At 57.2% G+C, this 11,525-nt stretch carries 9 protein-coding genes; 5 read left to right on the plus strand and 4 right to left on the minus strand.

Annotated elements, in window-relative coordinates; translation table 11 throughout:
• The first annotated feature begins 114 nt into the window (after positions 1-114).
• The 4 genes from rpe (at position 115) to M2305_RS08440 (ending at position 4,917) form a co-directional block, all read left to right on the plus strand.
• Complete coding sequence (gene rpe / locus M2305_RS08425) at positions 115-789, plus strand: ribulose-phosphate 3-epimerase (RefSeq protein WP_264649108.1); 675 nt, start codon at positions 115-117, stop codon at positions 787-789.
• The gene (locus tag M2305_RS08430; RefSeq protein ID WP_264649109.1) at positions 789-2,456 is read left to right on the plus strand and encodes a heparinase II/III family protein; all 1,668 of its coding nucleotides are present in this window, start codon (positions 789-791) and stop codon (positions 2,454-2,456) included. The genes rpe and M2305_RS08430 overlap by 1 nt, the downstream gene beginning before the upstream one ends.
• A 10-nt stretch (positions 2,457-2,466) precedes the next feature.
• The gene (locus tag M2305_RS08435) at positions 2,467-3,585 is read left to right on the plus strand and encodes a glycosyltransferase family 4 protein (protein ID WP_264649110.1); all 1,119 of its coding nucleotides are present in this window, start codon (positions 2,467-2,469) and stop codon (positions 3,583-3,585) included.
• Positions 3,586-3,690: 105 nt separating this feature from the next.
• A complete protein-coding gene (locus tag M2305_RS08440) occupies positions 3,691-4,917 on the plus strand; it encodes an SMP-30/gluconolactonase/LRE family protein (RefSeq protein WP_264649111.1) in 1,227 nt (408 codons plus the stop codon).
• Positions 4,918-4,936: 19 nt separating this feature from the next.
• On the opposite strand, the gene M2305_RS08445 is transcribed toward M2305_RS08440, so the two are convergent.
• From M2305_RS08445 to tyrS, 4 genes are all read right to left on the minus strand, one after another.
• The gene (locus M2305_RS08445; protein WP_211500537.1) at positions 4,937-5,542 is read right to left on the minus strand and encodes a response regulator transcription factor; all 606 of its coding nucleotides are present in this window, start codon (positions 5,540-5,542) and stop codon (positions 4,937-4,939) included.
• On the minus strand, positions 5,539-6,663 hold the full coding sequence (locus tag M2305_RS08450) for a sensor histidine kinase (protein WP_264649112.1): 1,125 nt from the start codon (positions 6,661-6,663) through the stop codon (positions 5,539-5,541). The genes M2305_RS08445 and M2305_RS08450 overlap by 4 nt, the downstream gene beginning before the upstream one ends.
• The gene (locus tag M2305_RS08455; protein ID WP_264649113.1) at positions 6,660-7,205 is read right to left on the minus strand and encodes a hypothetical protein; all 546 of its coding nucleotides are present in this window, start codon (positions 7,203-7,205) and stop codon (positions 6,660-6,662) included. Before M2305_RS08455 ends, M2305_RS08450 begins: the two co-directional genes overlap by 4 nt.
• Positions 7,206-7,288: 83 nt before the next feature.
• Positions 7,289-8,539, minus strand: a complete 1,251-nt coding sequence (gene tyrS / locus M2305_RS08460; RefSeq protein ID WP_211498592.1) for a tyrosine--tRNA ligase — start codon at positions 8,537-8,539, stop codon at positions 7,289-7,291.
• Between the two features lie 189 nt (positions 8,540-8,728).
• Here tyrS and M2305_RS08465 point away from each other — a divergent pair, with 189 nt between their 5' ends.
• Positions 8,729-11,518: a TonB-dependent receptor domain-containing protein gene (locus tag M2305_RS08465; protein WP_264649114.1), complete on the plus strand. Its 2,790-nt coding sequence runs from the start codon at positions 8,729-8,731 to the stop codon at positions 11,516-11,518.
• Positions 11,519-11,525 lie beyond the last annotated feature (7 nt).

The raw sequence follows: 11,525 nt of genomic DNA on the forward strand, positions 1-11,525 counted from the left end.
GCATCAGCAGCGGTTGGGTTCCTGAGAGCCTCGTCGGCGGTACTCGCTCACGAACGCGCGGGGATGTGCGGAACTGTCTTGCGTCTGGAGGTTGCTTTGCCGATACATAACAACATGACAGAACGATCCCCGATCATTGTCGCCCCCAGCCTGCTGGCTGCCGACTTCGCCCGTCTTGGAGATGAGATTGCATCCATCTCCCGCGCGCCCTGGTTACATCTGGATGTAATGGACGGTCATTTCGTGCCGAATATCTCGTTCGGTCCTGGGGTGATCTCGGCCTTGCGAAAGCATACCGATGCGAAGTTCGACGTGCATCTGATGATCGATCCAGTGGATCCGTATCTGGAAGCAACAGCCAAGGCTGGCGCGGATCACATTACGGTGCACGTGGAAAACGCCCCCCATATTCACCGGACGCTTCAGACCATCCGTGCGCTTGGTTGCCGCCCGGGAATTGCGATCTGTCCGGGGACGCCGCCAGAAGCACTGTCAGAGGTGCTTGATCTGGTAGACATTATTCTGGTCATGACAGTGAATCCCGGGTTTGGCGGCCAGAGCTTTCTGGAGAGCCAGTTACCAAAAATCCGAATCCTGTCGCGCATGATTGAAGACAGTGGCCGTGATATCGTGCTGGCGGTTGATGGCGGCATTGACCCAGTCACGGCACCAAAAGTGGTGGCTGCCGGTGCGCGGATGCTGGTGGCAGGGTCTGCCGTCTTTGGTAAGCCGGACCGTGATTCAGCCATTCATGCACTTGAAGGCCCGTTCAAGGAAGACAGCGCCTGATGCCCATTCGTCGCTGGATTCAGGACGCACGACTTTCACTCGCACGACTGCCCGTTGGTGGCGGAACTTCAGAGGGACCGGTTTATATTTATCGTGACCCGTGGAAAGGGGACGCCGAGCAGGGCGCTCGCCTTGTCGCGGGTCGCTTTCGGTTTGAGCGGCAGGACTACGATCTGCCGCGCGGAAAGTGGGAACGTGGCCCTTGGCCGGAACCTGCAAAACGGTGGCTGCAAAGTTTTGCATGGCTACGGGATCTGCGCGCATTAGGCAGTGACGATGCCCGTATGACGGCCCGCGCGCTTGTCGCGGACTGGGTATCGCATCCTCCAACGGATCCGTTGGTCAAGGATGCCTGCGTAACAGGTGCGCGCCTCTCATCCTGGCTGGCAAACCACGAATTCTGCCTGGCTTCGGCGGACCGTAAACTTCAGCAAAAAATCATGGATCGGATGTTGGTAGAGGGACGGACCATTGCCGCCCTTTTGCCGCTGGAACCGCAAGGCTGGCGCGGGCTGACGGCCTTGCGTGGCCTGCTTGCTGCGGCTCTGGCTATGCCGGATCACAGCGGGTTCATGACGCGCTTCCTGCGTTACCTTCCAGCGGAAATTGAACGTCTGATTCTTTCCGATGGGACGGTTGCTGAGCGGTCTCCGGAAGCACAATATCAGACGGCGCGTGAGCTTGCAGAAATGTCCGTCATGTTCCGCACAGCGCATTCGAGCGTGCCGCCCTTTATTGATGTGGCCCTAGACAGAGTCTGTCCGGTGTTGCGTGCCATGCGTCATGGTGATGGTGGTCTGGCTGTTTTTAATGGTTCCAACGAGCGTTACAGCGCGATGGTGGAAGATGTTCTGGCGCAGGGATCAAGGCAGAAGCTGATTGCGCCCGCCATGCATCAGGGGAAATTTACCCGGCTGGCTCTCGGAAAGTCTCTGCTGATTGTGGATAGCGGTGCGCCTCCACCGACCAGTTATGATCAGGCAGCGCATGCTGGCACGTTGTCTTTCGAGTTTTCAAACCAGCGGCATCGTCTTTTCGTTAATTGCGGCAGTGCGCAGGTGGGGGCATGGGCGCAGGCGCTGAGGGCCAGTGCAGCGCATACGGTTCTGGTCGCGGATGGTCTGTCGTCCTCAGACTTCGGGCCTGACGGACATGTCACGCGGCGTCCGGCGCATGTCACCTGCGAGCACCAAAGCAGTGGGGAAGCCCATTGGCTGGATCTGTCTCATGACGGGTATCATCCGCCGCTTGGAATGAAGTGGACGCGACGTCTTTACCTTGGGGCGGACGGAGAAGACCTGCGCGGGCAGGAAGTGCTTGAAGGTGAGCGCGAAACGCCGTTCGCCCTGCGGTTCCATATTCATCCGGACGTACATGTCACACGGGACGACGAAGATATCATTCTTCAGGTGGGCGGCATGATCTGGCGCTTCCGTCAGAAGGGCGGCATGCTACTGCTCGAAGATGACGTCTATCTGGCGCGCGGCCGGCGTGAAAAGACCAAGCAGATCGTTATCGCTTCTCTCAGGCGCGTTGTTCCTACGGCGGAAGAGACAGCCGAGAATGGTGGAGAAGCGCAGGAAAGTGCCAAACCTGCGGCACCCTCAAAACCACTTCAGGTTGTCTCCCAGACAGTCACCTGGCTTCTGGAACGTATCCCGGAATAAAGGTGCTGTTGTGAAAATCCTTGAAATCACAAATGTTGATTTCTCCCTCCGCCAGTTCCTGTTTCCATTAATGAAGGCGCTTCGTGCCGCCGGGCATGAGGTTCAGGGGGCCTGTGCGGAAGGTCCACATCTGGCGCCAGTACGGGCAGACGGGTTTGTCGTTCATGCCGTGCCGATGGCGCGGTCATTTTCACCGGTTGCGCAGCTTCGCGCATTTGTCGCGCTGATCCGGCTTATTCGCCGGGAGAAGCCGGACGTCGTGCATGGACATATGCCTATCAGTGGCATTCTGGCGCGGTTTGCTGCGCGTCTTTGTGGTGTCAGGATCATTGCCTACACCTGTCATGGCTTCCTGTTCAATCAACCTGGATCTTTGGCACGCCGGTTGCTCTCCGTTGTTCTGGAATGGGCTGCAGGTCGGATCACGGATCTGTACATGACCGTCTCTGTTGAAGAGGCACGGGACGCACGACGCCTGCACCTGAATGCGCATCCTGTTGCTATTGGTAATGGCCGTGACCCCAAGCGCTATCATGCCAACCCCTTGGTGCGAGCCCGTATCCGTAGGGAGTTGGGTGTTCCGGAAGATCGCCCCGTGGTTATCGTGGTTTCGCGACTGGTGCGCCACAAAGGCCATCCCGAACTTCTGCGAGCCATGGAAGATGTGCCAGGAGCTGAACTCTGGGTTGTGGGGGAACGGCTGCCATCTGATCATGGCGATGCCCTCGGGCCCGCGTTTGACAGAGCCAGACAGCTTTTGGGCCCGCGGTTGCGGATGCTGGGTTATCGGGAAGATGTGCCAGATCTTCTTGCCGCCGCAGACGTGTTTGCGCTTCCAAGCCACTTTGAAGGGCTTCCCATGTCCGTCATTGAAGCGATGCTGACGGAATTGCCTGTGGTGGCGACCAATGTTCGCGGTCCACGAGAACAGGTCGTGGATGGACAGACCGGCTTTCTGGTGCCTCCCGGCCTCTCTGCGCCATTGGCCCGGGCGTTGAGAACAGTGACACAGGATCTGCCTCTGGCGCGCGCTATGGGAGAGCGCGGGCGTCAGCGCGCAGTTGCGTCCTATAGCGAAAAACGGATCATGGACCTCGTGGTACGTCTGATCGAGGCTGAAGCGCGGTAGACGTTTTTCTCGAAATTCTCTGGTATTTCCTGGTTATTCCGAAATTTTGATTTTCGCCTTTTAGGATAACAACGAGAATAGGCACGTTCTATTTGGAGAGGGACGATGTCTGACGAAACGAGTGTTCAGACTGACGGGAATAGCCGGTCAGGTGTTCTTCTGGCGCGCCGCGCGGTTCTATCGGGGGCGGCGGGGCTGGTCTGTCTTGGTGCCGCCAAAGCCAAAGCGACTCAGCCTCAGGGGGCAGTAGAGCCGCCGAGTGTTATCAGCCAGCCACCTAGAGTGTGGGGCGAGAAAGCAGGCCCCAGTTATCTGCCCGATCCTGACGTGATTGCAATTGATCCCTCGTTCCGTGATTTGACGTATTTCGCGGCCCCCATTCGTCGCGTGTGGGATCAGGGCGGTTGGCTGGAAGGCCCTGCATGGAGCAGTGAAGGGCGCTTTCTGGTTCTCAGTGATGTTATTCGCTCCCGTGCGCTACGCTATATTTGGGAAACCGGAGAAATCACGGATTTTCGCCCCGATGGCTATGCAGCCAATGGGAACTGTTTTGATTTCGATGGTCGGCTTGTTGTCTGTGAAGATTTTTTCCGGCGCGTCGTGCGGTGGGAGCACGACGGAAGTGTTAAGGTTCTCGCGGATAAGTTCGAAGGGAAAGGGTTAAATTCCCCCAACGATGTTGTGCCTCACCCCGACGGGAGCTTGTGGTTCACGGACCCCGGTTACGGCACGAATATTACGGAAGGTCATGCGGATGAACCCGGGGGGCCCACCAATCCGGACGGAAAAATTCGCTGGAATATTGGCCGTGAACTGACGGGTGAAATTGGCGGGACCAAACGACAGAGTGACCATGTCTTTCGCATCGCCCCGGATGGAACGCTTCAGGCTGTTTTGCAGGAAAAGGATCTACTTGATCCGAACGGGCTGTGTTTTTCTCCCGACTACAAAAAGCTTTACGTCGTTTCGACGCCTAAAGGGCCGGGGCAGAAATCGGGTGGCGATCAGGCCATCCATGTCTATGACGTGAATGGCAGCAGCCTTACCAACGGGCGTATTTTTGCGGACATGAAGCTGAATGGTGCGCAGATGAACCCGGATGGCATTCGTGTGGATGTATTCGGGAACTTGTGGTGTGGCGCGTCGGGGCCACTCGGCTTGTGCGGGGTGTTCGTTTTTAATCCGGCGGGCAAGCTCATTGGTCGGCTTCGCTTACCGCAGGGGTGCTCAAACCTGACGTTCGGTGGCCCGAAACGCGACCATCTGTTCATGTGTGCAGCCGGGTCATTGTTTGTGCTGCAGGTTGGCGTGCAGGGATTTGCGCCCTCCTGAACCGTCGTTGCGGCTGGGGTTAGAGCCAGCCGTTCTGCCGGGCGACGCGCCCGGCTTCAATCCGGTTACGGGCATCGAGTTTCTGAACAATTTCCGAGAAGTAGTTACGGACTGTCCCGGCGGACAGGGAGAGCTCTTCGGCAATCTCCTTGTTCGTGCGCCCGGCTTCAGCCAGACGGAGCATAGACCGTTCGCGGTCTGACAACGGGTCGGGCAGGGCATCCCAGACAGATTCTGCCAGATCTGATGCAATGGCCCGTCCCCCGGAAGCGACTTTCCGAATAGCGTCTGCAAGTTGCGTAATCGGGGCATCCTTGAGCATGTATCCCCGCACGCCTGCCTGAAGGGCACGGCGCAGATATCCGGCACGGCCAAAGGTCGTCACGATCATGACACGGCTTGGAAGGCCCTGCTCCCGAATTTTTTCTGCCAGTTCAATGCCTGTCATGTTCGGCATTTCGATGTCTGTGATGATGACATCCGGGCGCAGGTCGGCCGCGAGCTGGAGCGCCCGTTGTCCATCTGGTGCGCGCCCCACGATCTGAATGTCTTCTTCAAGGCCAAGAAGCGCTTCAAAAGCATCCAGAAGCATGGCTTGGTCTTCGGCCAGAATAAGGCGGATCATGGGGTAATACTCGCTGTGAGTCGGAGGCCGCTGGAGGTATGGCTTAGCATTAAGGAACCACCCGCAGCAGCAAGACGTGTTCTCATGCCACGAAGGCCGTTCCCTTCCTGCGGAGGAGCCGGAGACCGGCCTGACTGCTGGGCGCCATCATCTTCAATGCGAATGGCACAGGGTTGCCCCCCAGCATCACAGTCAAAACTGATGGTGCAATGTCGCGCACCGGAATGACGGATCACATTCGTGACGGCCTCTCGCAATGCCATCGCGAGAACGCTGCTTTGTGGGTGATCTTCGAGACGTTCAGCGTGATGGATGGTCAGACTGATGGACGCTGCTTCAAGCGCCTTGCGGGCGCGCTCCAACTCATGCTGAAGGGACGCACCATTCATGCCGGTGACGGCCTCGCGGACTTCTTTCAAAGACGTCCGGGCAATCTGCGTGATGTCCTGAAGTTCCCGCTGTGCGCGGTCAGGGTGCGTTTCGAACAGGCGGTTGGCTAACTCGGCTTTGACTGAAATGACCGTCAGGGAATGGCCCAGAAGATCATGTACGTCCCGGGCGATACGCTCGCGCTCTGCTGTGGCGGCCAGAGTCCGGATTTCGTGTTGTGCCTTGCGGAGTTGCAGGTTTTGCAGGCCCAGCTTCCACTGCATCCACGTCCCGATATAGGTGATGATGCTAAAGAAGGCTCCGATGCTCGCGTGGAGCATGGATTTGTCCTGAAGCCAGACAAACGCGAACAGGGCGATCTGCAAACATACAATTGTCAGGACAGCTTGCCGCATCTGCCTGAAACAGGCGCACATGGCGGTGGCATAAATATTGAAGACCAGCCAGTCGCCCTGCGTCCATGCGGTCGCAAAGCCGATAAGGGCCGTGAAGATAATCTCTGGCAGCCCATAATACCGGTCATTGCGGTAAGGTGCGAAATACAGCAGCAGGAAAATGCCTGTTGCCCCAGCAGAAAACAGGGCTGCCGGGAGGGTAGGTGCTCCATGGATCAACCAGGGAATAGGGTAGATCAGAAGATAAACGAGATAAGAGACCCGATACCGGTTGAAGCTCGGCCAGTTGTCTTCCTTGTTTCCAGGAAGCGGGATGAAGGTCTCTATTTCTGTCATGAGGGCAAGGCGTTCTTCGGCAGAAAGGACAGGGTTCCGGAATTGCGCAGACGGATAACGGCACCGACCCAGATGGCCAGAGCAGTTCCAAAGCCTGCGACTTCAAGATGTAGCGGTTCTGGCAGCAGGAAAGAAAGAGCTGACACGCTGACAATCACAAAACCCATGATGACGTGAATGGGTTCGTGCATCGCGCGGCCCATAGGGATGTACGAAAGGCCAATAATGCATCCGAGCAGCGGGTAAAGCAGTTCCGGATGATGCGTGCTGCGGACGGAGGTAATCATTACAGTAATGGCAATGATGCGCATGATCTTTACACGGCGCAGCAGGGCCGCGTCCCAAATGCGCTCGGGGCGACACTGGATCAGGTCGCGTCTGGTAAACCCGGCAAGCAGGACTAGCGTGATGACAGCGATCGGGATGGCCATGGCCATTGTGGAGACATGCGCTGCCATGGCACCGCGTGCTGCCCAGACGACGGCGAACAGCAGTCCGGCGGCATCGGTGGAAAGAGCTTTCCAGTTTTTCTGATTTGTCACGACCGCGGACTCCACTGTTTCGGAAAGATTATGACACAAGCCATGATCCGAAACAGTGAAGGACGTCATGACATCTGTCAGATTCAGACCGGACGGATAAGAATGTGCTTCTTCTTGCCGGACGAGACCTTCAGCGTGCCTTCGCGTAAATCCTCAAGGGTGAAGGTCTGGTTTTCATCGGAAATGACGACGTCATTGACGCGGCCACCACCGCCACGGATCAGCCTACGGGCCTCCCCACCACTGGCGGCCAGTCCAGCCTCCTGAAATACGCGGAACGCCGGAAGACCTTCGGCCAGCATATTGGCGGGAAGATCGATTTCCGGAAGAGCGGCCGTTGTGGAGCCCTGTTCGAAGACCTTGCGGGCCGTCTCGGCTGCCTCTTCCGCAGCCGTGCGTCCGTGACAGATAGCCGTGGCTTCCGTGGCAAGGATCTTCTTGGCTTCGTTGATGTCTGCCCCTTCAAGGGCGCCCAGACGTTCGCATTCTTCCACAGGTAGATCCGTGAAGAGTTTGAGGAAGCGGCCGACATCGGCGTCTTCCGTGTTGCGCCAGAACTGCCAGTAGTCAAAGACCGAGCGCTTCTCGGCACGGAGCCATGTGGCGCCCTGTGCAGACTTGCCCATCTTTACGCCGGACGACGTGGTGACGAGAGGCGTGGTGAGACCAAACACCTGCTTGCCATCAGTACGACGTGTTAAATCGATACCGGCAACAATGTTGCCCCACTGGTCCGAACCGCCCATCTGAAGCACCGCACCATGGCGACGGTTCAATTCACGGAAGTCGTAGGACTGAAGGATGGAATAGTTGAACTCCAGGAACGTCAGGCCCTGCTCACGGTCCAGACGCTGCTTCACGCTCTCGAAAGACAGCATACGGCTGATGGAGAAATGAACGCCGACGTCCTGTAGCAGGTTGATGTAGGACAGTTTGTCCAGCCATTCCGCATTGTTGGCGAGGATTGCACCGCTGGATGGGTCTTCATCGCTGAAGGTGATGAACTGACGCAGGGACTGCTCAATGCCAGCGATGTTGTGCGCGATGGTCTCGTTCGTCATGAGCGAACGGGCTTCGTCACGGAAAGACGGATCACCAATCTTTGCCGTGCCGCCACCCATCAGGGCAATCGGGCGATGACCATGCTTCTGCAACAGGCGCAGCGCCATAATGGACATGGCATTGCCGACATGCAGGGAGTCTGCAGTTGGGTCGAAGCCTACATAGGCAGTAATCGGTCCAGCCAACATGGCTTCATCGAGGGCGTCGAGGTCGGTGCACTGGAAAATCAGGCCGCGTGCCTGGGCTTCGAGAAGGAACGGACTCTTTGGCATGGATCGGTCTTGCTGCTGCGCTGTCGGAAAAGGGGAAGGTCTGTCTATCATAACATCGCGCAAAGCACGACCGTGTGCCCCATGACACTGGACGCAACAGGATGGTCATTGTTTGTCGCTTGAATGACGGCACCGTCGGTCACTAGAGATATGTTATATCGTAACATAATGTCTGAGTGTGTATCCTCCATGTCTGTCCGCCCTTTTCGGAAAGCTGTTCGTCCTTTTTATCCGGCTCTGATTGGCAGCATGATGTGGAGCCCTGTCGTCTTTGCAGATGACCGGACAGAGACCCTCAAGTCCTCGAAGTCCGAGGATATTGTTGTAACGGGATCTTATCTTGGAGGGGCAGGGAACAAGACCGCCAATCCGGTTCAGATCATTTCTGCGAAGGATATTCAGAAAACTTCGGCCATTTCTCTTGGAGACTATCTGACACGTCTGCCCTCTGTCGGCTCATCAGGAACACCCAATACCCGCACGAACGGCGGTGGGGGTGTGTCCTGCACAGACCTGCGCAATCTGGGGCAGGGGCGTGTTCTGATCCTCATTGATGGCAAGCGCACGGCGATGAATGCTGGCTCGGAATGTGTGGATCTCAATGCCATCCCCGTGCAGCAGATCGACCGGATCGAAATCCTGAAGGATGGGGGGTCCGAGCTTTATGGAGCGGATGCTGTCTCAGGCGTCATCAATATCCGCCTGAGACATGATCTGACGGGAGGAAACCTGACGATCAAGGGCGGCATCACACAATATGGAGACAGTCGATCCGGGCTGATTTCTGGTTACAAGGGCTTCAATTTCGATCATGGCCGCGGCAACGTCACCCTGTTTGGTCAGTACGATACGACTGGACCGATTTCTTCACGGGGTCGACGATGGGCTGCGCTGCCGCAGAACGACAATCCGGCTTCTGGAGCGCCAGGTTTTGGCTCCTCCATTATCCCATCAGGCGTGGCGTTTAACCCGGTGACAGGCAAGCGCATGGTCCCTGACGGCAATGGCAGTTTTCGGGCCTTTCAGTCTTCGGATCTGTATAACTTCGCTGAAGGCTCAATGCTCCAGAACTATCATCAGAATGCGGCCTTGTCTGGTGATGCCCATTACGATCTGAACTCACACATCACGCTGTATTCCAACGTTCGTTACAGTCACACTACGGCGTCCCGGCAGCTTTCCCCATCTCCTGTGCAAGGGAGCATCCCGCCTTCCAGTCTTCCGTCTTCCTGGATCATTCCAGCGGATAGCCCTGATAATCCATGGGGTAAGGATTACGCTGTGACGAAGCGGATGGAAGATGTCGGATACCGGCAAAATGACTTTGCTGTGGATACCTGGACGGTCATTGGTGGTGCCAAAGGACGCATTGTCGGGGACTGGCAGTATGATGCCTCCATGACTTACGGCGTCAGTCAGTTGACGGCACAGACGCAGAATATGGTCAACTATCGCCACCTGCTGGAAACGACCGGCACGGAGCAGCTCGATCCGTCCAGTTCGTCGAGTGCGGTGCGATATAATCCGGATATCTGTGTGGCAGCGTCAGGATGCGTTCTGCAAAATCCGTTCGCGCCGTATTCGGAGCAAGCCGCGAATTACGTCCGGTTTACGCAGCGCGATCACGCTGATTACCAGATGCGAGATATCAATCTGCGCTTTCATAACAATCATGTTCTGAGCCTGCCATACCGTCACGGCGGTCAGATCGGTCTCGCATTCGGGATGGAACACCGGAGCGAGCAGCTTAGCTACAAGCCTGATCCCGTTGTGGAGCGTGGGGACTCAACGGGCGCAACCACGGCTTATACGGGTGGCGGTTTTCATGTGACGGAAGGGTATGTCGAAGGGAAAATCCCGCTTCTCGAACATGCTTTTCTGGCCCGGGATCTGACTGTGGATCTTCAGGGCCGTATCTCGGCCTATAATACATTCGGCACGACGAAGAACTGGAAGGTGGGGCTGCACTGGGCGCCTGTTCAGGACATAGCTTTCCGCGCGACGCTGGGAACGTCCTACCGGCAGCCAAGCATCTACAGTCTCTACGGTGGTCGGACGCTGAGCTATCCGTCTGCGTCCGATCCATGCAGCCAGGCGGGAGCTTACGGTGCGCGGGCTGGGACGGTTCGGGCAAGGTGCCTGTCTGAAGGGATCAACCCCGAGACGTTCAGTTCGGCGTTCGTGGGGCAATTGCCCACCCTGTCGGGCGGAAATGCGGCTCTAAAGCCAGAAACGGGCCGTACCTATACAATCGGAACAGTCGTCACACCCCACTGGGTGCCGCATCTCTCGCTATCCGTAGAATACTGGCACTATACGTTGCAGAACATGATTTCAGCACCGGGCACGCAGTATATTCTGGACGGATGCTACACGGGAACGGAGCCCCAGCTTTGCTCGCTGGTTTCGCCACGGTCCACAAGCGGGCAGCTTACGGCGATTTCTGCCGTTCAGCAGAATCTTGGTGGCCTGCGGACGAACGGTCTGGATATCGACCTGACATACCGGATGCGTCTGGGGCGGCAGGATAGTCTGTCTCTGTCCGAAAATTATCAGCAGTTGATCGGGTATTTCCAGCAGTACACACCCGGTGGGGCATGGCGGAATTACACGGGGCGACTGCTCTATCTGTCTGGCAGCGGGATGCCGCGTGAGCGGAGCTACACTACGGTCAGCTGGCAGCATGGCGCATTCAGCCTGACCTACATGGTGCAGTATATTGGCGGGATGCACTGGAATGACGGCACGAACGATCTGGCACCGCAGACGGCGGGGCGTACGCGCTCACCGGGCGTTTTCCTTCAGGATGTGACGGTGGGATATCGGGCAGGACGCTGGGCGGTCAATACGGGCATCAACAACCTGTTCAACAGGCAACCGCCTTTCGTGGTGGACGGGGCTTCCAATACGGCTGTGGCGCAATATTCGGGCTTTGTTCCGGGCCGCTACGTGTTTGCGCAGGCAGGTGTGGATTTCTGAAAAACAT

Origin of the sequence: Gluconobacter cerinus, from assembly GCF_025961355.1 — a bacterium.
GTDB lineage: Bacteria > Pseudomonadota > Alphaproteobacteria > Acetobacterales > Acetobacteraceae > Gluconobacter > Gluconobacter cerinus.

Excerpts from the sequence above, each read along its gene's own strand:
- rpe (WP_264649108.1), top strand. The coding sequence starts at position 115 with ATGACAGAACGATCCCCGATCATTGTCGCCCCCAGCCTGCTGGCTGCC.
- M2305_RS08430 (WP_264649109.1), top strand. The coding sequence starts at position 789 with ATGCCCATTCGTCGCTGGATTCAGGACGCACGACTTTCACTCGCACGA.
- M2305_RS08440 (WP_264649111.1), top strand. The coding sequence starts at position 3,691 with ATGTCTGACGAAACGAGTGTTCAGACTGACGGGAATAGCCGGTCAGGT.
- M2305_RS08445 (WP_211500537.1), bottom strand. The coding sequence starts at position 5,542 with ATGATCCGCCTTATTCTGGCCGAAGACCAAGCCATGCTTCTGGATGCT.
- M2305_RS08450 (WP_264649112.1), bottom strand. The coding sequence starts at position 6,663 with ATGACAGAAATAGAGACCTTCATCCCGCTTCCTGGAAACAAGGAAGAC.
- tyrS (WP_211498592.1), bottom strand. The coding sequence starts at position 8,539 with ATGCCAAAGAGTCCGTTCCTTCTCGAAGCCCAGGCACGCGGCCTGATT.
- M2305_RS08465 (WP_264649114.1), top strand. The coding sequence starts at position 8,729 with ATGTCTGTCCGCCCTTTTCGGAAAGCTGTTCGTCCTTTTTATCCGGCT.